This window comes from Paenibacillus tengchongensis (genome assembly GCF_008973665.1).
In the GTDB taxonomy this organism is placed as follows: domain Bacteria; phylum Bacillota; class Bacilli; order Paenibacillales; family Paenibacillaceae; genus Paenibacillus_AQ; species Paenibacillus_AQ tengchongensis.
In genome coordinates this window covers 290,102-313,704 of record NZ_WACP01000004.1, presented here as the reverse complement: position 1 = coordinate 313,704, position 23,603 = coordinate 290,102, and the positions used below count along the sequence as shown (strand labels likewise).

Annotated in this window: 19 protein-coding genes; 6 read left to right on the top strand and 13 right to left on the bottom strand. The window is 53.7% G+C overall.

Features of this window, described 5'->3' with window-relative positions; genetic code table 11:
* Positions 1 to 43 precede the first annotated feature (43 nt).
* On the bottom strand, positions 44 to 1,360 hold the full coding sequence (locus F1381_RS09180; protein WP_151734521.1) for an MFS transporter: 1,317 nt from the start codon (positions 1,358 to 1,360) through the stop codon (positions 44 to 46).
* A 674-nt stretch (positions 1,361 to 2,034) separates the two neighbouring features.
* Here F1381_RS09180 and F1381_RS09175 point away from each other — a divergent pair.
* The 6 genes from F1381_RS09175 to proC all read left to right on the top strand — a co-directional run bounded on the left by F1381_RS09175 (position 2,035) and on the right by proC (position 9,498).
* A complete protein-coding gene (locus F1381_RS09175; protein ID WP_246187963.1) occupies positions 2,035 to 3,519 on the top strand; it encodes a sigma-54 interaction domain-containing protein in 1,485 nt (494 codons plus the stop codon).
* A 288-nt stretch (positions 3,520 to 3,807) separates the two neighbouring features.
* The gene (locus tag F1381_RS09170) at positions 3,808 to 4,785 is read left to right on the top strand and encodes a 2-hydroxyacid dehydrogenase (protein ID WP_187355264.1); all 978 of its coding nucleotides are present in this window, start codon (positions 3,808 to 3,810) and stop codon (positions 4,783 to 4,785) included.
* A 46-nt stretch (positions 4,786 to 4,831) separates the two neighbouring features.
* Entirely contained in the window at positions 4,832 to 5,818 is a 987-nt protein-coding gene (locus tag F1381_RS09165) for a bile acid:sodium symporter family protein (RefSeq protein WP_151734519.1), read from the top strand.
* Between the two features lie 414 nt (positions 5,819 to 6,232).
* Complete coding sequence (gene proB, locus F1381_RS09160) at positions 6,233 to 7,339, top strand: glutamate 5-kinase (RefSeq protein WP_187355263.1); 1,107 nt, start codon at positions 6,233 to 6,235, stop codon at positions 7,337 to 7,339.
* A gap of 33 nt (positions 7,340 to 7,372) precedes the next feature.
* Positions 7,373 to 8,620, top strand: coding sequence for a glutamate-5-semialdehyde dehydrogenase (locus tag F1381_RS09155; protein WP_151734518.1), 1,248 nt, complete (start codon positions 7,373 to 7,375; stop codon positions 8,618 to 8,620).
* A 26-nt stretch (positions 8,621 to 8,646) separates the two neighbouring features.
* The gene (gene proC, locus F1381_RS09150; RefSeq protein ID WP_151734647.1) at positions 8,647 to 9,498 is read left to right on the top strand and encodes a pyrroline-5-carboxylate reductase; all 852 of its coding nucleotides are present in this window, start codon (positions 8,647 to 8,649) and stop codon (positions 9,496 to 9,498) included.
* A gap of 158 nt (positions 9,499 to 9,656) precedes the next feature.
* On the opposite strand, the gene F1381_RS09145 is transcribed toward proC, so the two are convergent.
* The 12 genes from F1381_RS09145 to F1381_RS09090 all read right to left on the bottom strand — a co-directional run bounded on the left by F1381_RS09145 (position 9,657) and on the right by F1381_RS09090 (position 23,507).
* On the bottom strand, positions 9,657 to 10,400 hold the full coding sequence (locus F1381_RS09145; RefSeq protein ID WP_151734517.1) for a DnaD domain-containing protein: 744 nt from the start codon (positions 10,398 to 10,400) through the stop codon (positions 9,657 to 9,659).
* Between the two features lie 21 nt (positions 10,401 to 10,421).
* Positions 10,422 to 11,717 (bottom strand): asparagine--tRNA ligase, encoded by a 1,296-nt coding sequence (asnS, locus tag F1381_RS09140; protein WP_151734516.1) that lies wholly within the window; start codon positions 11,715 to 11,717, stop codon positions 10,422 to 10,424.
* A 23-nt stretch (positions 11,718 to 11,740) separates the two neighbouring features.
* Entirely contained in the window at positions 11,741 to 12,949 is a 1,209-nt protein-coding gene (locus F1381_RS09135; RefSeq protein ID WP_151734515.1) for an acetate/propionate family kinase, read from the bottom strand.
* Positions 12,946 to 13,818 carry a 3-hydroxyacyl-CoA dehydrogenase family protein gene (locus tag F1381_RS09130; RefSeq protein WP_151734514.1) on the bottom strand — a complete coding sequence of 291 codons (873 nt, stop codon included), beginning with the start codon at positions 13,816 to 13,818 and terminating at the stop codon, positions 12,946 to 12,948. The genes F1381_RS09135 and F1381_RS09130 overlap by 4 nt, the downstream gene beginning before the upstream one ends.
* 132 nt (positions 13,819 to 13,950) lie before the next feature.
* Positions 13,951 to 15,453, bottom strand: coding sequence for an AAA family ATPase (locus F1381_RS09125; RefSeq protein ID WP_151734513.1), 1,503 nt, complete (start codon positions 15,451 to 15,453; stop codon positions 13,951 to 13,953).
* Positions 15,446 to 15,988, bottom strand: coding sequence for a hypothetical protein (locus F1381_RS09120; protein WP_151734512.1), 543 nt, complete (start codon positions 15,986 to 15,988; stop codon positions 15,446 to 15,448). Before F1381_RS09120 ends, F1381_RS09125 begins: the two co-directional genes overlap by 8 nt.
* A 261-nt stretch (positions 15,989 to 16,249) precedes the next feature.
* A complete protein-coding gene (locus F1381_RS09115; RefSeq protein WP_151734511.1) occupies positions 16,250 to 17,029 on the bottom strand; it encodes an aminoglycoside adenylyltransferase domain-containing protein in 780 nt (259 codons plus the stop codon).
* 213 nt (positions 17,030 to 17,242) lie between these two features.
* A complete protein-coding gene (locus F1381_RS09110; protein ID WP_151734510.1) occupies positions 17,243 to 17,761 on the bottom strand; it encodes a cell wall elongation regulator TseB-like domain-containing protein in 519 nt (172 codons plus the stop codon).
* 90 nt (positions 17,762 to 17,851) lie between these two features.
* A complete protein-coding gene (locus F1381_RS09105) occupies positions 17,852 to 19,150 on the bottom strand; it encodes an amidohydrolase (protein WP_151734509.1) in 1,299 nt (432 codons plus the stop codon).
* Positions 19,128 to 19,790, bottom strand: coding sequence for a redox-sensing transcriptional repressor Rex (locus F1381_RS09100; RefSeq protein WP_151734508.1), 663 nt, complete (start codon positions 19,788 to 19,790; stop codon positions 19,128 to 19,130). Before F1381_RS09100 ends, F1381_RS09105 begins: the two co-directional genes overlap by 23 nt.
* Positions 19,791 to 19,905: 115 nt before the next feature.
* Entirely contained in the window at positions 19,906 to 22,767 is a 2,862-nt protein-coding gene (gene dinG, locus F1381_RS09095; protein ID WP_151734507.1) for an ATP-dependent DNA helicase DinG, read from the bottom strand.
* A 113-nt stretch (positions 22,768 to 22,880) separates the two neighbouring features.
* A complete protein-coding gene (locus tag F1381_RS09090; RefSeq protein WP_187355262.1) occupies positions 22,881 to 23,507 on the bottom strand; it encodes a hypothetical protein in 627 nt (208 codons plus the stop codon).
* Positions 23,508 to 23,603: the final 96 nt, after the last annotated feature.

Below are 23,603 nucleotides of genomic sequence, written 5' to 3'. Positions count from 1 at the left end.
AATCGACCCGGGTTGTTCCCTGTACAATGTGTACGATTCGTTGTTATTCGAGATGCTGCCCTTTGGATTCGCGGACAAGCAGGATGGCGAACAGCGAGATGACAGCGGTAATCATCACATAAATGGCTACAGGCACAAAGGAGTTATTATATTCGCTGAGCAGCGCTGTCGCAATTAACGGTGCAGTACCTCCGGCAAGGGCCGCGCCGAGCTGGTAACCCAATGTTACTCCGGTGTACCGGACGTTCGTTTTAAATATCTCCGAGAACATCGTCCCCAGAACTGCGGTAACCGGCGGCCAAAAAATACCGAGACCGAGTACGGTCGCAATAATGATGGCAAACGGGCTCTTTTCATTCAGCAGATAAAAGTAAGGGAAGGCGAACAGCATAATAGCTACAGTGCCGCCGATGTAGAGCGGTTTTCGGCCTACTTTGTCCGACAGCTTGCCCATCAGCGGAATCATGACAGTAGCGACGAGCGTGGCAATGGTTACAGCGTTCAAGGCTGTTGTCCGTTCATAACCTAAATAGGTGGTGGAGTAAGCAGTGATGAAGGTTCCGAAGATGTAAAAGGGGCCGGTCTCTACAACCTTGGCGCCAACGGCGATCAGTACCGATTTCCAGTGATAGCGGAGCGTATCGAGAATTGGAACTTTGGCAATATTTCCGCTCTCCTTGGCCGCCTGGAAGGAAGGGGTCTCATCCAGTCCGCCGCGGATCCACAGGCCAAGCGCCACCAGCAGCGCACTGAGCAGGAACGGGATACGCCAGCCCCAGGACATAAATTGGCTGTCAGGCAGCATACTCAGGAGTGAGATGGAGAATGTGCCAAGAAGCATTCCGATCGTTACGCCCATTTGCGGTATGCTGCCAAAAAAACCGCGGTTATGTTTGCCGGAGTACTCAACGGCCAGCAGCAGCGCCCCGCCCCATTCGCCGCCGATGCCAAGCCCCTGCACACAGCGCAGGGTGATCAGCAGGATGGGAGCCCAGACTCCGATCATGTTGTAATCCGGCAGGCAGCCGATCAGTACGGTGGCGCCTCCCATTAGAGATAAGGTAAGCACAAGCGTTTTTTTGCGGCCGATCCGGTCGCCGACATGACTGAAGATCACTCCGCCCAGCGGACGGATGAAGAACGGCAAGGCGAAGGAAATGTAAGACAGGAGCAATCCCACTACAGGATCATAATTGGGGAAGAATAAATGGTTGAAGACCAGCGAAGCGGCAGTGCCGTAAAGGAAATAATCAAACCATTCAATAGAGCTTCCAATTAAACTGGCGACCAGGGCTTTTCTGGATGTCTTCTTGCTGATAAGTACCTGAGGGTTGGCCAGTTCGATTTCCAGTTGAGCCATCTCGAACCACCCTTTCAAATCTTTTTTTCTAATTTAGCCTTTTTAATCACACTGTATAGTCACAGCAGCCGTTAACTATACTGACAAAAGAATTTAAAAACTATGCTCCTTCCTTGTGAATTGTGTAAATGTTCTTAACATTGATTGCATTATACAGGACTAATGTTCAATTTGTACACTATTTTTTTATTTGTGTACAAATAAATGTTCACATTGATTTTATTGAACACCGTTTAATTAGAGTTGTGTAAATTGATAACGGGGATCATTCATGTTACATTAATTAGAGATATATATTAGAAGTAAAAAAATTGCCCAAAGCCTATTCTTCCCCATTGCACACGCTGTTTCATATGACTCTCCAGCTGGAAGCACTGGCGGTGACACTGTTTAAATAATGATAATATTATGTGAGGTATTCTATGTTCAACTACGAACCATTTCCTATCAACCGCCACTTTGCGGTCATTCAAGAAGGCACGGATATTGAACAAATGCTTGCACAAATCACCGAGGAACAGGCTGTCTGTGTTCAAGCCTCCGGTTCTCCCTACTTGTTCACTTATCGGGACAAAGAATTACTGGACGGCCAATCCGGCGCGATTGGACCCTACCTCAAGCCCAGACCCCACTTGGCATCACCTGTTCTGAATGTAGACAGCCCTATTTCAGACATGATGGATGGATTAGGATTCACAGAACGGCCCGTAGTCTTCTGTGACGGAGAAGGCCGGCTTATCGGCTACAGCCTGCTGGGCGCGCTGCTGGAATATTCTGCGCGGCTGCTGAAACGAAGCAACGCATACTTCAGCACGTTATCCGAAACGGTCAATGATGCCGTTACTGTCGTTGATCATACCGGCTCCGTCATCTGCTGGAATTCTGTCGCCGAGCAGATGTACGGCATCAGCAAGAAAGACATCCTTGGAAGGCGGATCGGAGAGCACTTCAATCCTGAGGATCTCGTGGTCATGTCCCTGCTGGACGAGGGCCGCATAATCCGGAATACATACCACAGGCCGCGGCCGGACACCCACGTCCTGATCAACGCCTCTCCGATCTTCGGCGACAATGGCAGTATCATCGGGGGAATCGCCAGCGAATCCGATATTACGCACTGGGTCCGTCTGAACGATGAGTTAACGACTGTTCAAGCCGACCGTCAGGAATCATCCTCACGGGATACGAACCCCTTCGCCAGACTTTCCGGCAAAGGCAAAGAAATCAACGAGGCGATCCTGTTCGCCAAAAAAGCGGCCGGCGCCGCTGCCGCCTCGCTTGTTATCTCGGGCGAGCCCGGAACCGGTAAAGAATACTGGGCCCAGATTATTCATCAGGCCGGACTCCGGCGGGAACAGCCGTTTATAGTCATGAACTGCGGCACCGTCCCTGCCGGCATGCTGGAAACGGAGCTGTTCGGCTACCAGGGAGGCGCCTATTCAGGCAACGATCTTGAAGTCCCCGGCAAGCTGGAGGCGGCGCACGGCGGCACGCTATTCCTGGATGATATCGACCTGCTGCCGCTTGAGCTGCAATCTAAACTATATGATTACTTAAGACATCAGTCGATTGTCCGTCCCGGCGGCAGTACGCGTATTCCCGTCAATACCCGGATCGTCGCCGCCACCACCAAAAATCTGCAAGAGCTTGTGGCCGGCGGCCTGTTCCGTGCCGATCTCTACTACACCTTAAGCGTTGTACTGATTACATTGCCACCGCTACGGGAACGCAAAGAGGATTTCCACGCGATGATCCATCTCTTCCTGAAGGAATTCGCCCTGGAGTATCAGAAGCCGATTCCCAGCCTGGCGCCCGAAGTGATGCTGGCGTTTGTCAAATACAACTGGCCCGGCAATATCCGCGAGCTGAGAACCGTCTTAGAACGGTGCACGATTCTTTGCGATGATGATCTGATTACACTCGCCCAGCTTCCAAAGCACCTGCAGGACCTGCAGTCCCAGCTTGAAAGCAAAGAAAGCGCCGAGCCCGCCCCCGCAAAAACCAAAGCGCCTAAAACACCTCTCACCGAGAGCGAAGAATTGCGGCTCATTGAAGAGGCTTTGGTTACGACACTCGGCAATAAAAGCGCGGCCGCCAAATTGCTCGGCATGTCACGGGGCACCCTTTACAACAAAATAAAAGGCGGCAAGCCCCTTTAATTCCAAAGACATTAAGCCGGACCGTGAAGCACACGGTCTGGCTCTTTTTTTTGCCTGAACCCCGGTTTCATGCGGTTTCCCGGCATTTTCAAAAACTTTATTTATTGAGATGATAAAATATTATTATCAAGAAGGGTGAAAAACGAAAAAACTTATATCATATTTCGTGTAATGTTTCATGACATATACTATTGACTGGGAAATCAGCGAGTGATATTTTTAAACACATATTTATTTTTTGAACACTTTTACACTGGATTTGAACATGTTGGAATGGGGGATATGGAGATGGAAAGAGAGACGATCATTTATTTTGACAAGATGACACAAGAGATGGAGGACATGCTGCAGCTGCATAAGCCGGAGAATTATGACTTGCTGTTCTGGAGCAATCTCGACGAACGTTCGCGGCAGCAAGCGCTGGAAGAAGCCTCGTATCTGATGGCCACGGTCTACGAAATCGACAAGAGGATTATTGAGGGGGCCAAGCGAACCAGACTTATCCAGAAATGCGGGGTGGGTCTGGACAATATCGATGTGACCGCCGCATCCCGGCGTGGAATTCCTGTCTCCAATATTCCAGGCTGCAACGCGGTCTGTGTGGCTGAGCTTACGCTGCTGCTAATCCTGGCGCTGTACCGTAAGCTTCCTTATGCCAATACGCATACGAAGAAGGGGGAATGGCTGACCTGGAAGCTCCGCCCGGACTCCTACGAAATGCGCGGCAAAACACACGGCGTGATTGGCATGGGGCATGTAGGCTGGGAAACTGCTGTCCGTTCCAAAGCGATGGGTACTGAGATTGTTTACTACAGCTTTAATCCATTAACGCCCGAACGCGAAGCAGCCATCGGTGCACGTTATTTGCCGCTTGAAGAGCTGCTGAAGGTTTCGGATATCGTCAGTTTACATATTCCGCTTACTTCGGACACCAAGGCGCTGATCAATTCCCGGACGTTGTCCCTGATGAAGCCGAATGCGGTACTCATCAACGTGGCGCGCGGCGGCATTATCGACGAGGGCGACCTTTACAATGCGCTAGTGCAAGGTACGATAAAAGGCGCTGCGCTTGACGTATTTGAGCAGGAGCCGGTGAATCCGCAGCATCCGCTGTTAACGCTGGAACAAGTCATTGCCACCCCCCATATCGGCGGAGGCACCGTAGATACCCTTAATTACGTGTACCAAAGTGCATACGAGAATATTGAGCGGGTCCAGCAGGGTCAACATCCGCTGTTCGCATGCAATACACTTGCAACCGTCTGAAACAGCTTCGGCAGGAAAGTAATATTAGTCTAAGTGGAGTGATCGAATGCGTCAGCAGTGGCTTCAATTTAACCATTTCCTCGAACGGCTGGTGCCGGTTACCGCGCCGGCAAGCCTGATACTCGGCATTGTTTTCTCCGTCTGGCTGAAGCCGTTTACCGGTGTCGTCCCGTGGGTCTTCGCATTTATGACCTTTGCCGGCAGCCTCAGTTCCAATTTCAATGATTTAAAATGGGTGCTGCGGCGTCCCTATCCGCTTGTGGCCAGTCTCATTATCCTCCATATGCTGATGCCGCTGCTTGGCTTTGTCACCGGAAATCTGGTGTTTCAGGGCGATCCCCTGGTCATAACCGGCATCCTGCTTGCTTTTGCCATTCCTACCGGTATCGTCAGCTTTATGTGGGTGTCCATCTATAAGGGGAATATCGCCTTAACACTGTCGCTTATTCTGATCGATACCTTACTGGCCCCTTTTGTCGTTCCGCTGACGCTTAAGGTTCTGGTCGGTGCCGAGATCCGGCTTGATATCTGGGGCATGATGCAGAGCCTGGTCTTGATGGTGGCGCTGCCGTCCATCGCGGGACTGCTGCTCAACCACCGCACCAAAGGCAAGGTCAAGCTGACTCTCTCCCCCATCCTTGCCCCCTTCAGCAAGCTTGGGCTGATCCTGGTCATCTCGATCAACAGCTCGGTTATCGCCCCTTATCTTATTGATTTCAGCGTAAAGCTGGCGGTCATCCTGCTGACCATGCTGCTGCTGGCGGCATGCGGGTACTTCATCGGCTGGCAGTGTGCCAGGCTGTTCAAATGGGATCACAGCATCGCCACGGCGCTTACCTTCAACTGCGGCATGCGCAATATCAACGCCGGAACGGTGCTGGCCATTACCTATTTCCCGGCGGCCGTGGCCGTTCCGGTCATCATGTGCTCCTTGTTTCAGCAGATTCTGGCATCGATCTACGCCCAACTGTTAAGCCGCTTCGGGCCGAAACCGCAGCAGGAGGAACAGCCCACACTCACCCATGCGGTATAAATTCAGCTATCAAATATAACAGCAAATCTAAAAACGGGGCCATTTGCCCCGTTATTTGTGCTGCCTGCGTCCAGAACTTGTTTTTTGCTTTGCAATGCAGGAACTTGCGTGTTATTCTATACATTAATTAAAGCAAGAGCTTACATAAACAACGTAATGACGGGACCAGTACGAAGGCGAAGCGGCGTGTCAGAGAGTAAATTCCACCGGCTGCGAGAATTTACCGCCTGCCCTTTCCGAAACCTATCCCCGAACGGCCGGCGTTCAAGCCGGACAGCGCCCCTGTTACCGGGCATGAAGTGGGATGGCCCTGAGCCGTCAATGAAGGTGGTACCGCGGAAGTGAAACTTTCGTCCTTTTTTAGTTAAAGGATGAAGGTTTTTTTATTTTATACTCAGTAAAGGGGGAATCGTTGTGGAACGGCGAATTGTCGTCAAAATCGGCAGCAGCTCGTTGACCTCGCCGGTCGGCGGACTGGACCGGGAGGCTGTGCACTATTTCGCCACCGAGCTGTCGAATCTGCGCGCGAGCGGCTATGAGGTCCTGCTCGTGACCTCCGGCGCCGTAGCCGCCGGATTTCGCGAGATCGGCTATGCCGAACGCCCAAAGCTGCTGCATGAGAAGCAGGCCGCTGCAGCCGTTGGACAGGCGCTGCTCATGCAAGCCTACCGGGAATCATTCAGCAGCTTCGGTATTGCCGCGGCGCAGGTCCTGTTGACCCGGGCGGATTTTCATAACCGGAAACGGATGGGCAATGCCAGCATGGCTGTTGAAGAACTGTTGAAGCAGGGTGCTGTGCCGATTATCAACGAGAACGACACCGTGTCGGTGGATGAGCTGAAATTCGGCGATAACGATACCTTATCTGCACTGGTCGCCAATCTGATCAAAGCCGACCGGCTGCTCATTCTGACAGATACCGATGGCCTGTATACGAAGGACCCCCGGTATCATGCCGATGCCGAGCGCTTTGCTGTGGTGGACGAAATTACGGATCAGATCTATGCGCTCGCCGGAGGCGCCGGCACGGCTGTAGGTACAGGCGGAATGCGCTCCAAGCTCGATGCCGCCAAAATTGCTGTCCGCGGCGGCATCGCGGTCTTCATCGGCAAATCCCAACGCTCCGGCGAAATGCTTGAAGCCGTCTCCGGCAAGGGGCGGGGCACCTACTTCAATACGAAGCTGTCTGCGCTCTCGCGCAAGAAGCAGTGGCTCGGGTTCCTCTCCACCCCGCTCGGCTCGCTGACCGTAGACTCCGGCGCGGAAAAAGCATTGCTGCATGGCGGCAGGAGCCTCCTGCCTGTAGGCGTCCGGAGCCTTCAGGGGCAATTTCGCAGCGGAGATGTCGTCGAGGTGTTGAACCCCGGCGGCGAAGTGCTTGGACGGGGAATTGTCAATTACGATCAGGAGCAGCTCAGCGAGATCTACGGGCTGCCCACTACGGAAGCAGCCCGCAAAATCGGTATCCCGCATCCGCCGGAGGTCATTCACCGCGATGAATGGATCTCTCTGAAGGCGTAGATCATCCCACTTTAAATGGAGGTTGAGTATTCCATGAGCGAAGTTACATTGAAATCGGAGCTTTCCGGAAAAGCTGCGGCGGTGTTGAACCGCCTCAGCACTGCCCAGAAAGATGCTGCCCTGCTGGCCGCAGCGGATGCCCTGGTGGCAAATGCTCCGGCCATTATGTCGGCGAATGAAGAGGATTTAGAGCGTGGACGGAGCAACGGCACCTCAGAATCGTTGCTCGACCGCTTGGCGCTCAACGAACAGCGGATTACCGGGATTGCCGAAGGCTTGCGGCAGATCGCTGCACTGCCCGATCCCGTCGGGGAAATCCTCGAAACGCTGGAGCGGCCCAACGGCATGCTCATCATCAAGAAACGGGTTCCGCTGGGCGTTATCGGCATCATCTATGAAGCCCGCCCGAATGTCACGGTTGACGCCTTCGGGCTCTGCATTAAGACCGGCAATGCAGTCGTGCTGCGCGGCGGTTCTTCCGCCATCAGCTCCAACCGCAAAATTGTGGAAATCATTCATAGCTCCCTTGCCGCTACTGACGTTCCGGCAGATGCCCTGCAGCTGATTGAAGACACCGACCGCCGTTCCGTGGATGATATGCTGACGGCGAACGGGCTGTTGGATGTCGTCATACCGCGCGGCGGCAGCTCGCTCATCCAGCATGTCGTAAAGAACGCAACCGTTCCCGTTATAGAGACCGGGGCCGGTATCTGTCACACATACCTTGATGAATCCGCCCAGCTTCAGATGGCGCTTGACATCGCACTGAATGCCAAGGTCCAGCGCCCCTCCGTCTGCAATGCGATGGAGACGCTGCTCGTGCACAAGCAATTCGCAGAGAGCCATTTGCTTCAGGTCGCCGAGGCTTTCCGGCAGGAACATGTGGAGCTCAGAGGCTGCCTCCGGACCCGGAAGCTTGTACCCTGGGCGAAGGAAGCAACCGATCAGGATTATGCTACCGAATACAATGACTACATTCTTAACATTAAGGTTGTAGACGATGTAGACGAAGCATTGGTGCATATTGCGCGCTTCGGAACCAAACACTCTGAATGTATCGTCACGGCGGATGAGCATCACGCGGCAAGATTTCTGCAGGAAGTGGATGCCGCTGCCATCTATCATAATGTATCGACCCGCTTTACCGACGGGTACGAGTTTGGCTTTGGGGCAGAAATCGGCATCAGCACCCAAAAGCTGCATGCCCGCGGGCCGATGGGATTACCGGCATTGACATCCACGAAATATACAATTCAAGGAAATGGCCAGATTCGGCCTTAACAGGGAGGTAACTACATTTGAGCTTCATGCCTTTAAACAGCGAAGAGAACATTACATTCTATGGAGCAGGCTCGATGGCGGAGGCCATCGTACGCGGGCTGATCTACCGGCAGGTGGCAGCACCGCAGCAAATCGGCATGTTTAACCGCAGCAATGAGGAGCATCTGGCCTATCTTACAGACCGTTACGGAGTACGGACCGCTTCAGTCCAGGAAGACAAAGATGACATGCTGCGCCGGGCTTCAATTATCTGCCTGGCCATGAAGCCCAAGGACGCCGGTGAAGCGATCAGCCGGATACGGCCGCTGGTTAACGACGATCAATTGATTGTCTCCTTCATTGCCGGTTTGTCCATCAGCACCATTCAACAGCTGCTGGGCCGCAAGCTGCCGGTAGCCCGGACGATGCCGAACACCTCATCCTCCATCGGTCAGGGCATGACCGGAATCTCGTTCTCGCCGGAGGTAAATGAAGAACAGCAGCGCACAGCAGTTGCCTTCTTTGAATCAGTAGGTGCGGTAACCGTAATCGGTGAAGAGCAGCAGGAAATCCTGACCGGTGTCTCCGGCTCAGGTCCAGCCTATATTTACTATATGATGGAAGCCATGATTGCTGCCGGCGTGGAGGGCGGATTGTCTTCAGAGCAATCCCGCTTATTGACGGAGCAAACCGTACTCGGCGCAGTGATGATGATGCGGGAAACGAAAGAGGACCCGGCCAAGCTGCGCAAGGATATCACCTCACCGAACGGCTCTACCCAAGCGGCGATTAAGGTGCTGTCCGACGGCGGATTTACAGAGCATGTTAAAGCCGCTGTACACCGCGCAGCGGAGCGCTCCCGCGAGATGGGTGAAGATGTCAGAAAGGCACTGCAGTAAGGATTCGTAATTCAAAAATTCAAAAGGCATTATCACAGTGCTGATGCGCTAAGCATCGGCGGTGATAGTGCCTTTTTGGGTTGTGTATATGATTCTGTATGGATTTATTAATAAAACAGGCTCCCGGCTTCATGGAAGCTGGGAGCCCGTCATATTCATTACCTTCCGCCGCTACGGAAGCGCTGGGTGTAGAGTTTGGCGTCCTCCGCCGTCTTCACCCGGTTACGCGACCATTCCAGCAGAATCCGGTCGATGTAGCGGAAATGCACCTTGCCCGCGAACACCGACTCCTTCAGGGCCAGCAGAATCAGATCCTCCGGATAGCGGTCCTGATCCACCCAGCCGGAGATGGTCTCGCACTCCATCGGCGAGAGCGGACGGCCGAATTCCTTCTCGAAGATGCCGAACAGGCTGCGGCTTTCTTCCTGCTCGGCACCTGCCGGAACAGCTGCGGAATAGCCGCCGCTGCGGGCTTGTCCCGCCGGCTTAACGCCGGGATAACGGTCTCTCCGTCCGCCCGGTTCTGCCCCCGCTTCAAGCTCCGCCAATAAAGCGCCCAGCTTGCCATACAAGCCGGAGAAGTTGTAGCGCTCATAGTGGATACCCAGTTGATCGTCAATGTCTTCGTCAATACTGATAAAGCCATCCTTCATGAGCTTCTGCAGTTCCCCGGATATCGCAGCGGCGCTGCGGCCGGTAACGGCCTGCAGCTCCTCCAGCGAAGGAAAGTCGACGGCCTCCACCTGCCGGAAGGCCAGCAGATGGATCAGCAGCATGACTTCACTGCCGGCAAGTCCCAGCTTGCGGTAATGCTTCAATAACGCATAGGGAATGACGGCCATTCCGTTCTCCAGGCCGAAAGACACGCCTTCGCCCCAGGTTGTCCATCCTTTGCCGTCCATATTAATCCCCCTCAAGAGCCGTTACGGGTAGAGACGGTACAGCGTACGAGGGAACGGAATCGTCTCGCGCACATGGTCCAGACCGCAAATCCAGGCCACCGTACGTTCGAGACCCAGGCCGAAGCCGGAATGCGGCACGGTACCGTAGGTGCGCAGATCCATGTACCATTTATAAGCGTCCATCGACAAATTATGCTCCTCAAACCGCTGTTGCAGCAGTTCAGGATCATCAATGCGCTGGGAACCGCCGATAATCTCCCCGTAGCCTTCCGGTGCGATCATATCCGCACACAGCACGACCTCCGGACGGTTCGGGTCCGGCTTCATGTAGAAGGCTTTGAAGGATGCCGGATAATGGGTGATAAATACCGGCTTGTCATGCGCTTCGGCGATCGCCGTTTCATGCGGTGCACCGAAATCGTCGCCCCAGGCGAATTCATGACCGTTGTCGTTCAGGAACTTAACCGCTTCGTCGTAGGTAATACGCGGGAACGGCGCTTTGATATTCTCCAGCTTGGAAATATCGCGGCCGATCGTCTCCAGCTCCGTACGGCAGTTCTGCACGACGGATTGCACGATAAAGCTGATAAATTCCTCCTGCACACGAAGGCTTTCCTCGTGGTCAGTGAAGGCCATCTCCGGCTCGATCATCCAGAATTCGATCAAGTGGCGGCGGGTCTTCGATTTCTCCGCCCGGAAGGTCGGACCAAAGGAATACACCCGGCCCAACGCCATCGCCGCAGCTTCCATATACAGCTGGCCGCTTTGCGTCAGATAGGCATCTTCGTCGAAATACTTGGTATGGAACAGGTTGGTTGTGCCTTCCGCCGAGGTCGGCGTCAGAATTGGCGGGTCAACCTTGGTAAAGCCGTTCTCGTTGAAGAACTGCTGGATGGCACGGATAATCTCCGCGCGGATGACCAGAACCGCCCGCTGCTTATTGGAACGCAGCCAAAGATGACGGTGATCCATCAAGTAATCGATGCCGTGCTCCTTCGGGGTAATCGGGTAGTTCTCGGTAAGATGGATAATCTCGATTCCGGTAACCGTCATTTCGTAGCCGGACTGGCTGCGGGGCTCCTCACGGATAATCCCGGTTACATAAAGCGAGCTCTCTTGTGTAAGGCTTTTTGCCGCATCCCAGACTTCTTCCGGCACCTCGGATTTCACAACGACACCCTGGATATAACCGGTGCCGTCCCGGAGCTGCAGGAACTGGATTTTGCCGCTGGAACGCTTGTTGTTCACCCAAGAACCAATGACAACCGTTTCCCCGACATGCTCGTTCACACGTTTGATTACAGTCTTGTTAGCCATGCTTACTTAATCTCTCCTCTGATTTAGCCGTTAACTCCCTGCACAATGCGATACGTATCGCGTGCAATCACAAGTTCTTCGTTCGTCGGTACGACAAGCACCTGTACCTTCGAATCGGCTGTAGAGATGCTGCGCGGATCGCCGGAGCGGACCTTGTTGGCTTCGGCATCGAGCTCGATGCCCAGGAAGGTCAGCTGGTTCAGCACTTTCTCGCGCAGCAGCGATGCGTTCTCGCCGACACCGGCGGTAAATACAATAACATCGACGCCGTTCATGGCAGCCGCATAAGAACCGATATATTTGCGCAGGCGGTATTCATACATTTCAAAAGCAAGCGTGGAGTTAGGCTCGCCTTTTTCCGCACCATCAATAATATCACGCATATCACTGCTTACGCCAGAGATGGCCAGGAGTCCACTGTGCTTGTTGAGCATGGAGTTAACCTCGCCCACAGACAGCTCTTCCTTGTTCATCACATATGGAACGACAGCCGGGTCAATGTCACCGCTGCGCGTACCCATCATCAGGCCTTCCAGCGGAGTCATCCCCATGGAAGTGTCCACAGAAATGCCGCCGTCAACAGCCGTTACGCTGGCGCCGTTGCCGATGTGGCAGGTAATAATCTTCAAGTCTTCGAGCGGACGGCCCAGATATTCGGCAGCGGATTTGCTTACGAAATCATGGGAAGTACCGTGTGCGCCGTAACGGCGGACCTTATATTTGTTGTACAGCACGCGCGGAATAGCATACATATAAGCCTTCTCAGGCATTGTCTGATGGAAGGCTGTATCGAATACGGCAACCTGCGGCACACCCGGCATATTCAGTTCCGTTGCCGTGATGCCCATTACGCCCGCCGGATTATGGAGCGGAGCCAGGTCGAACAATTGGCGGATTTTGTGTTTTACATCGCCTTCCACCAGTACGGATTCACTAAAGAATTCACCGCCGTGTACGACACGGTGGCCGACGGCATTAATTTCTTCGATGGAGCTGATTACGCCGTGCTCGCTGTCGGTCAGACAGGCCAGCACTTTGCGGATTGCTGTATTGTGCTCCAGAATTTCGCTGACTTCGGTCACTTCCTGCTTGCCTGTAGGCTTGTGGGTCAGGATCGAAGAATCCATGCCGATACGTTCCACCAGGCCTTTGGCCAATACGGATTCATCGGTCATATTGTAAAGCTGGTATTTGAGGGAAGAGCTTCCCGAGTTGATTACGAGTACATTCATATCCGGTCACCATCCTTGTCATACTTGAAGAAGCCTTCGCCAGATTTCGTGCCGAGCTGTCCTGCACGTACCATCTTCTTCAAGATGGTCGACGGACGATATTTCAGCTCGCCATATTCGCGGAACATATTCTCCAGGGCGGCCAGAACGGAATCAAGGCCGAAGCGGTCCGCCATCTCCAGAGGTCCATTCTGGAACTGGTAGCCGATACGCATAGCATCGTCGATATCTTCAGGGGAGGCAACGCCCTCCTGCAGCAGATGCATAGCTTCGTTAATGAACAGACAAATAAGGCGTGAAGTTACAAATCCCGGGGATTCATAAATCATTACGCCTTTCTTCTCAACGATTTCGTCAACAAAGGCTTTGGTGTTCTCGAAGGTCTCATCCGAGGTCTTCAGACCGCGCACGATTTCCACGAGATCGACTTTACCTACAGGATGTATGAAATGCATGCCGATTACGCGTTCCGGATACAGAGTCGAGCTAGCAAGCTCCGTCAAGCTGAGCGTCGACGTGTTGCTGGCCAGAATAATATGGTTCGGACACACCTGATCAAGCTGATTGAATACCTTTTGCTTTTCTTCCAAATCTTCGGTGATGGTTTCGATAACCATATCGCAGGAGCTGAGCTCAGCGAAATGAGTCACTTTCTGGATGCGGCTGAGGATGAGCTTCTTCTCGGCCTGGGTAATGGCCCATTTCTCAAGCTGCTTATCGAGACTGGTCTCGATCATTTCATAAGAATAGTCCAGTCTTTCTGCGGTTTTCTCCACCAGCAATACATCCAGGCCCTTGGCTGCCAGCATTTCGGAAATGCCCTGACCCATTGTGCCACCGCCGATGACACCAATCTTCTTAAACTTCATAACAAAGTCTCCATCCTTTCGGTATCTATACCTTAGTATTGTACCTTTTCTGTCGAAAAAAATTAATAAGCCCGACATATAATAATATCTTAGCATGTCTCAAAAGTAAAAAAAAATAACCGGCATAAATATTTATGCCGGTAATTTTACACTGTCACGAAATTGACAACGAAATTGCTCCCCGGAGAGAACTTCTTCCTTCATTAAAATGTCAATGCAGTAATCAAATACATGCCGCTGATTGTCGAGCAAATCGCGTGTCCGGAGCATCAGCTCGTCAAGGATTTTGCTGTTCTCTTTCATCAGCTCTTCCGTGGTGACCATCTGCAGATTCGCGATGCCCAGCGAAGTCAGTCCGGACTTCATCATGGTCTCTACGATATTCAGCGCCTGATCAAAGTCGCCGCGCGAGCCGGTGCTGCGCCCGCCGTAGAAGATCTCTTCCGAAGCCGCGCCGCCGAGGGCGATCATGATCTGCTGCTCCAGATAATCCTTGGTGTACAGATACTGTTCAGCCTGCGGATTATGCCGCACATAGCCTAAAGCCTGTCCGCGCGGTGTAAGCGTCACTTGGCTGACACTGCCCGGACGCAGCAGCTCGGCCATAATCGCATGGCCCAGCTCGTGAATGGCCACCCGCTTCTTCTCTTCCTGGTTAGTCTCGCGGTCCGTCTTCTCGCCCATCATCACCTTGTCGATAGCCATCGACAAATGACGCTGCTCTACCTGGGACAGGTTATCGCGCATCATGTAGATCGCCGCCTCGTTCATCACGCTTTCGAGCTGGGCGCCGGAGAATCCGTAGGCTTCCTCCGCGATCTTGTCGAGGTTAACCTCAGGATGCAGCGGCTTATTCTTGGCATGCAGATCCAGAATCGACTTGCGGCCCTTCTTGTCCGGCATATCGACCTGAATGTGGCGGTCGAAGCGGCCGGGACGCAGCAGTGCCGAGTCGAGCATTTCCTTGCGGTTGGTGGCGGCGATCAGCAGAATACGCGGAGTATCGTTGTTGTAGATGCCGTCCATCTCCGTCAGCAGCTGATTGAGCGTCTGATCGTATTCACGCTGCTGGCCGCCTTCTCTCTTGCCGCCGATAACATCAATTTCATCGATAAAAATAATGGCACTCTGCTTGTTTTCCTTCTGTGCACGGGTTCTGGCATCCTTGAACAAATCACGGATGCGGCCTGCGCCGACGCCGACATACATCTCTACGAATTCACTGCCCGATGCGGCGACAAATACGGAATTGGTATAATGGGCCGCAGCCTTGGCCATCAGCGTCTTCCCGGTTCCGGGAGGACCTGTCAGCAGAATGCCTTTAAGCGGGCGGATCCCGAATTTCTTGATCTCCTCATGCCGGATCAGGAAGTCCAGTGCCTCACGCAGCTCCTGCTTGGCGTTATCCTGGCCGCCGATCTCTTCGAAGGTCAGCTTGGCCGGGCCGTTCTTCTTGCGTTTCTTGTCCGCCGCTGCACCAACCGCGAGGCCTCCCCGCATGTGGGTGATTAGCAGCAGGGCGGCAACCATACCGGCAGCAATCACAATGGGCAAAATGTTTAACCCGACAAAAGCCATAAAAATCAGCAGCACCGGAACGAATCCGAGCAGCGCTTCCTTCCACCATTTAGGCATTGTTCCACACTCCCATCGATGCCGGAACCCGCGGCAGAATAATAAACTTGCTGTCCGTGCCGCTGGTAAGGCTGACATAGACATTGTTGTCGTCGATCTCCGTCGTTGCAGTTACATCCTTGTATTGGACATTTTGTGTTTTAAGACTGTCCAGCTTTGCCGGAATCAGCGTATATTTGCCGCTCTCCATCGCTTCAGCCACGGAGAACATCGCCTGATCCCAATATCCGTCCAGCAGCTCGTTCGGGTTCTGCTCGACGTCCAGCTTCAATGTCCGGCTCCCGATCGCTGATTTGCCTTCCTTGGAAACATATTGCACCAGTTCACGTAATTTCGTGCCCGGGGCCAATTCGAGTTTCAAAGTGACCTCATTGCGGTTAATAGATATATGTGATTCATTGACACCCTTATAATCCGAAACAATCTTCTTCAGCGGCTCCTGCACAGCGTATTGGCGGTAAGCATACCATCCGCCGAAGAGCAGCACAGCAGTAATAACAGACGTCAGCAGTACAGGCATAAGACGCAGCTTCAAGAAACGTCCTCCTCTCAAGGTTGAAAACAAATTTATATAATAAATGATAAAGCATGCCGGTGAGTATAAGTCTTAACCGTCATGCTGTTAAGCATGTCTGAGTACAAATAGTAGTATATCATAAGTGTATATACGTTTTGGTATAAAAGTGTGAAAATATTTAAAATTTTTAACTCTAATTTCTGGCTTACATTTCTGTCTTTCATAGCATGAATGCAAAAAGCTTCACAGCGGACACAGCGCTGTGAAGCTTTTTTGGGTTCAACTAACGGGCATATGGTGCTGCGCTTTCTTATGGATATCGCTAAGCAAATCTTGGGCAAAGCTTGTGAACTGCCCATCGTTCACTGTCCCGCTGACAGGCTTCCCGGTGTATGCATTTAGAGCATGCTGTATAATCCCGCTATGCTTCTCCGGCAATGCTTGCAGCCCCCACTCTCCGCCCTCACGCTTCGAGAGGACTTTCTCTTCGCTCAGGTAAGCAAGTGCCCGGCATAAGTTCAGCGTGTAGTACACCGGCTGCTTTACGATCTCCTTGTCGGCATTCTCGATGTCCCATAAAATAGACTGGATAAAGTGCCGCTTATCTACCGGTGCAATAGCCTCCCGGGGCTGCGGGCCGTACAGGGCGATTCCCCGGAGGTAGACGACCGTAAAATGTGCGGCCAGGTCAGCGTCCGCGAATCCGCCGCACAGGTAATTCTCATCCTCTTTATATCGTAATAGATGGGCTTCGGAGAAATGGAATTCAAAGGGCGTCGGATGTTCAAACTCCTGTAAATATCGGGCAAGCACGATGCTGAGTTCAATCCCGCGCGGCATCGGTATACTCTCATGCAGATCTACTATCCGCCGGGCGAGGGTCTTCAGAAGCTCCGGACCGGGCGGGCGGTTGACGACAATAAGTAAATCGATATCGCTTTGCTCCGGGTGAAAGCTGTTCATAGCCAGCGAGCCGTGCAAATAAACACCTGCCAGATTGCCGGCTAATTCCTCTTGAAACAGCTTAACCGCGTCATCCAATATTGGCTGTGTATCCATAAATCCTCCTCCATTCATTAATCTCAGTAGTACACCAGGCAGCAAACTATGTATATCTTCGGTATATACTCTTTATATATATCGCATGTACACCTGCACTTCATGAGCATATCACAAACTAACAGGGGCCTGGGGGTCAAAAATATGTATAGTCAAACTATCCCGTATATAAAACAGGCGGACCCGGAGGGTCCGCCTGTTTGTATAACCGGTTCACCGGTTCGGCAAGTCGTATCCTTCGCCGATCTCTGTACCGTCGGAAAAGCGGTAAAAGCGGTAATAATACCTGCCGTCCAATTTGTAAAAGAGCTGCCAGGCATATTCACCGTTATACACGCCGGGCAGCAGCCGCTTGATCTCAGCTCCGGGGAGCCCTGCTTCAATGATAGCGCGGACCTGCTTCTCTGAAGTTCCGCTGGATACATCGGTGGCATAGATGTCATTGTCGCCTCCGGCAGGCTGGCCCTCGGTCGTAAAGCGGACCCAGACCATTCTCTCAGTCCCGGACTCATTTTTTCCCGTCATCACCCAGTAAATGGAATTCTCATCCCAGACTGACTTCTGCGATTTGCTGATCTCGGTCAGCCCCGCCACCGTCTCGGCAACCTCCTCGGCCGCGCTGCGCTCCTTCCACTGGTCTTGCATGATATAGATATAGAACCGGCTGAGCCCGAACAGGACCAGCAACAAAGCCGCAATCCCCAGCAGGATCCATTTCTTTCTTTTTCTCAAGTGCAGTTCCCTCTCCTTGAACAATTTAACCCGCACCGCCGCCGCACCCGAAAAAAATCGCGTTCTGCTTTAAGCCCTTGCAGCCGTCAATCAGCGCTTCAGCAAGCTTTCGAAGGTCTCCTGAGCCTTGCGGCGGATTTCTTCTTCGTCCAGCGTGAGGCAGATTCCGTTCTTGACCACCTGCTTGCCGTCAACCCATACATGCCGGACGTCTGCAGCGCCTGCCGAGTATACGGCATGAGACAGCAGGTCTGTATGCGGCAGCAAATGCGGCCGGTCAATATCGATGGCTATAAAATCGGCCTTCATGCCGGCGGCCAGACGGCCGACCCGGTCCAGGAACACCGATTCGGCGCCGTACTGCGTCGCCATAAGCAGAGCTTCCGGTGCCGGAACCGCTGTCGGATCGCCGCTCACCCCTTTATGAATGAGCGCGGCCAGGCGCATCTCCTCGAACATATCCAGGTTGTTGTTGCTCGCCGCCCCGTCGGTGCCGAGCGAGACCTTGACACCGGCTTTCAGCAGTTCAGGCACGCGGGCCACACCGCTGGCCAGCTTTAGATTGCTGCCAGGATTATGCGAGACGCCGACCTGATGACGGGCCAGAATGTCGATCTCCTCGTCATTCAGATGCACGCCATGTGCCACCAGGGAAGGGCGGGTGAACATGCCCAGCTTCTCCAGATGGGCTACTGGACGCAATCCGTAATCGGCGGCATTCTGCTCCACCTCATGGCGTGTTTCTGACATATGGGTATGCATCGGCAGATCAAGGTCATGGGCGGCCTGGACAAACTTCTCGAAAAAAGCCGGCGGGCAGGTATAAGGCGCATGCGGCGAGATCATAGCCGTAATTCTGCCGTCTGCCTTGCCGTGCCAGTCGCGGGCGAACTGGACGGCCTCCGCCAGCTTGGCGTTCTGCACATCCTCCGGACAGAGTCCGATGACCCCGCGCATCAGCACAGCGCGGATCCCGGAGCGTTCCGACACTTCGGCCACGCGGTCCATATGGTCATACATATCCAGGAAGGTCGTCGTACCGCCCTTCAGCATTTCAAGCACCGACAGCGCAGTACCCCAATACACATCATCGCCGGTGAATTTGGCTTCCATCGGCCACATCTTTTCCTGCAACCACGATTGCAGCACCATATCGTCGCCGTATCCGCGCAGCAGCGACATCGCCGCGTGGCCGTGCGTATTCACCAGTCCGGGCATAAAGAGCAGTCTGCTGCCGTCCACGGTAACCGTGCCTTCGGCGGCCGCGGGTCTCTCTTCCCCTATGTATGTGATCAGATCATTCTCGATCAGCATATAGCCTTCCAGGACGGGCTTAACTCCGCCCGGAATCAGAAAACGTCCGTTCTCAATCAAGGTGCTGCTGTTCATTCGCTCTTTCTTCCTTTCCGTCACGCAGATAATAGGCCAGACTTTGCAGGTCAGTGGTGAAATCGGCGCCGTGCACACGCACATCCGCCGGCGTCTTCAAGATGACGGGCGCGAAATTCAGAATGGCTTCAATACCGGAGGATACCAGAATATCGGCCACATTCTGGGCCTCATGATCCGGTACGGTGATAATGCCGATGCGGATCCCCTGCTCGCGAACGGTCTGCTCCAGTTCGTCCATAGGCTGTACGGTCAATGTGTTGATCTTCTGGCCGATCTTTGGCGGATAGGAATCAAACACTGCCGTAATTTTCATCGTATCTTTTAAATAGGCATTATAATTGGACAAGGCGTGCCCGAGGTTACCGGCGCCGACCAGCGCTACGTTAATCTGCTGGTCCAGCTTCAGGATGTGGCGGATCTTCTCAATCAGATAAGAGACGTCATAGCCGATGCCCTTTCTGCCGAAATCGCCGAAATAGGCCAGATCCTTGCGGATTTGCGCGGGATTCAGATCGAGCTTCTGTCCCAGTTCCTGAGAAGAAACGGTCAGAATTTCACGTTTCTGAAGATCATTCAGGAAGCGCAGGTACACAGGAAGCCTGCGTACGACGGCTTCAGATATTTTTTCCGATTTCATGTATTCTCCTCCTGATCATATGGTACAAACTATACGGATTCCGGGGAGGGAGCATCCGCCTTAGACAAGCACAATGCTCCTTATACCGGAAATGCAGGAAAGTAACAATTAGATACTACGAAACGCTGCCCTCGTCCAGCCACTCGGCAATGCGCGGAACCATCTGGTCCGTCAGCATATGCTCCATCTTGGGGCCCGGCAGCGAGTACAAGAAATATTTACCGTAATAGGATTCAATCACGCGAGTATCATAAACGATGACGATCCCCCGGTCCTGCGCTGTGCGCACCAGGCGGCCGAAGCCCTGCTTGAAGCGGATGACCGCCTGCGGCACCGACAGCTTCATGAACGGGTTCTTCTTCTGTGCCTGCAGCAGCTCCGCCTTAGCCTCCGCAAGCGGATGGTTCGGCGGCTGAAACGGCAGACGCACAATGGCCAGGCAGGTCAGCGCATCGCCCGGGATGTCGACACCCTCCCAGAAGCTGCTCGTCCCGAGCAGCACCGAAGCGCTGCTCTCCTGGAAACGGCGGATCAGCTTATTGCGGCTGCCGCCCTCCACACCCTGGGCCAATACATTGATATCCTGCGCGCTTAACGCTTCCTTCAGCGGATCATACACCTGGCGCAGCATCCGGTAGGAAGTAAACAGCACCAGCATCCGCCCCTTGGTGACAGCGGCGGCTTCGGCCAGCGAGTGAACCAGCTTCTCGACAAAGCGGGCATCGCCGATGCTTCCCTTCACACTCGGAAAGTCGCGCGGGATGACCAGCAGCGCCTGCTCACGGTATTTAAACGGCGAGGGCAGCATCGCGGTCATCAGTCTTCCCTGCTCCTGCGCCTCGCCGAGCCCGAGGTTGTCGATCATGAACTGAAACGATTTGTCGACCGACAAAGTGGCTGAGGTCAAGACAACACTCCGCTTCTTGTCAAAGAACAGATCCTTCAGCTGTGCGCTGACATCGACGGGAACGGCATACATCTGCAGCGATTTGCCGCGGAAATTGCCGCTCCCCTCCATCCAGTACACAATATTCTCATCATCCAGTCCCATAAAGAAATGGATCTGCTCGCGGATCGAAGCCAGGTCCTTGAACAGGCCGCCGATATCGGTTACAAGCGAATCGGAGGACGATTCACTCTCCGTGTCGCGCATCTCGCTGAGCATCTTATCGCCTCTGCGGATAATCTCGCTCATGGTAAGGTTCAGCTTGCGCTCCAGTTCGGCCAGTTCATCCCATTCCTTGGGCTTACGCGAAGGTGAAATCCGGCTCACCAGCTGCCCGGCCTCTCCTGCGGCGGCGTCGCTGCGTTCGGGCAGCAAGCCGTACAGCTTGTCGCTGAGGCCGTCCCACAATTCCTTAACGGTCAACAGGTCGGGATAGATCCGGTCGATCACCGCGCTCCATTCCGCCGCCTGCTCGCTCCCCGAGCTCTGCAGCACCTGCCGCAGCGCCGGAAGCTGGCCGTTCCTGCTGTCCTTGTACAAGCGGGTAAGCGTATGGGCAAAGGTGAAATACTTCATCTGCATCCCGAGATGCTTGCCGGCCACATCCTCCAGGTGATGGGCTTCATCAATCACCAGATGCTCGTAGGCGGGCAGCAGCTGGTGCCCGGCCTTCACATCCGCGAACAGCTTCGAATGGTTCGTAATGACTACATCGGCAATACCGGCTTCATGCTTAGCCCGGTGATAATAGCATTTGCGGAACCACGGGCAGGCGCGGCCCAGACAGGAATCGGTGTCACTGGCCACGGTTTCCCAGAAATCGCCGCCGCGTCCGCCGAGATTGAGCTCTTCATCGTCGCCCGAGGTGGTCTGCGTCAGCCAGACCAGCATCTGGGCGGCTGTCAGCGCTTCTTCCCGTGGTGAAATAAATTCCTTATGATTTATTTTATGTTCAAACTTGCGCAGACACAAATAGTGTCCTCTTCCCTTAAAGACCGCGGCCTTGAACGGGAACGGCACGACGCTGGTCAAGAGAGGGACGTCGCGCTCCCGCAGCTGATCCTGAAGGTTGATGGTATGGGTGCTGACCATGACCTTCTGCCCGGTCTTTACGCTCTGGTAGATCGCAGGCAGCAGATAGCCCAGCGATTTGCCGGTGCCGGTGCCGGCCTCGATCAGCAGATGCTTGTCCTCCGAAAGCGCCGTCATCACCTCACCGATCATCATCTCCTGGGCTTCACGGGTTTCATATTGCGGCAATGTTTCTTTGAGCCTTGCAGTAACTTCCGCTATATAATCCGTAAAGGATATATTCTCCAAAGGATTGCTGTCCCCTTCTTCCCGCGGAGGGAGAACTTCGGTCCAATCGGATACGGCCAGCGCCAGCTGGCGGTGAAATGTAAGGTCGCCTTCCGGCTGGAACGGCTCCTGCTCCCGCTCGCGCTGCAGGCCGTCGAAGAACCAGGCCAGATCGCTGTCCTCTCCGGAGAACAGCTCGGCCAGGCGCTGAACAGTAATAAGCGGCAGGCTGTACAGCTCTTCCAGACATTCCAGCAGAACGAGCGCTGTCGCCAGGGCATCGCTGTCCGCCTGATGCGGGCGTTCATGCTGCAGGCCGAAATGGGAGCTGACCGCACCAAGCTGGTAGGTACTCAGCGACGGGAAGCATATTTTCAGAAAATCAATGGTATCCAGAATCCGGCCCTGAAACGGTAAATAACCGCAACGGTCCAGAGCATTCTGCAAAAAATGGAAATCAAAGGCCACATTGTGTCCGACCAGAACTACATCGTCCAGCAGCGGAACAAGCTCCATCATCATCTCGTCCAGATCAGGCGCATCCTGCACCATCTCGTCGGTTATGCCGGTAAGGCCTGTGATAAAAGGCGGAATCGGCGCTCCGGGCTTGACCAAGGAGCCATACACCCTGGAGATGGACCGGTCTTCCTCAATGATGGCAAGACCGACCTGTATAATCTCACCCACAGATTGGGTTCCTGTCGTTTCAAAATCAAGCACGGCAAATTTCATTATGAATTCTAATCCCTTTCACTTGAGACTCTTTATCAGCATAACAGAAGTTACGAAAAAAGGCGATGCACACCCCCGGGCGGAGCATGCATCGCTTGAAAGACAAGTTATGATTACAGCAGCGAGACAAGCTGATTACTGAACTGGAATTCGCTCCCGCCTCCGGCGCAAACCTCAAGATTGGCATTCGCCTCCTTCAGGGTTGGATCATGCATGAGCGAGAGAGTGAACAGCTCCTGTGCTTCGCCGAACCGCTGTTGCGATGCCCGGATACAGCCCAGCGCATTCAGAATCATCGCCTTGAGCTTGCGCTCACGGGCAAGCCCGAGCATATGCTCCAAATGAAGCCACGCGGCCTCCCGGTCCCCTTCCTGCAGATAGGCCATCCCCAGATACAGTCGGCCTGCCAGGCTGTCCGGATACTGCGAGACCACTTCCGTGAACTGCTCGATGCACTTGCAGTACATAAACAGCTTGTAATACCCCTGGCCTCTGACAAAACTGTCCATCGCCAGCTCCGGTGCTTCCTTCGGCTCAAGCGGCTCCGGCTCCTGCCCCGGAAGTGCCGTAAAATCCGCACTTTCACGGAATTCGCTTAAGCGTTCGGCGAAGGAAAGCCATTCGTCCATAATCTCATCGCTTAGTCTGTGCAGCATATTGTACTTGCATAACAGATCGGTGCGGCGGGTACCCTGCGAGGCCGGAAATTCGGCGGCAATTTCGTGCAGCATTTTGTTCATTTCAGCAAATAAATGTTGAAACACGGGAACTCCCTCCCCACTGAAAATGAAATCAGCATCGCTTGCCTGATTTCATTGTTCGCAGGCGGGGGGCTC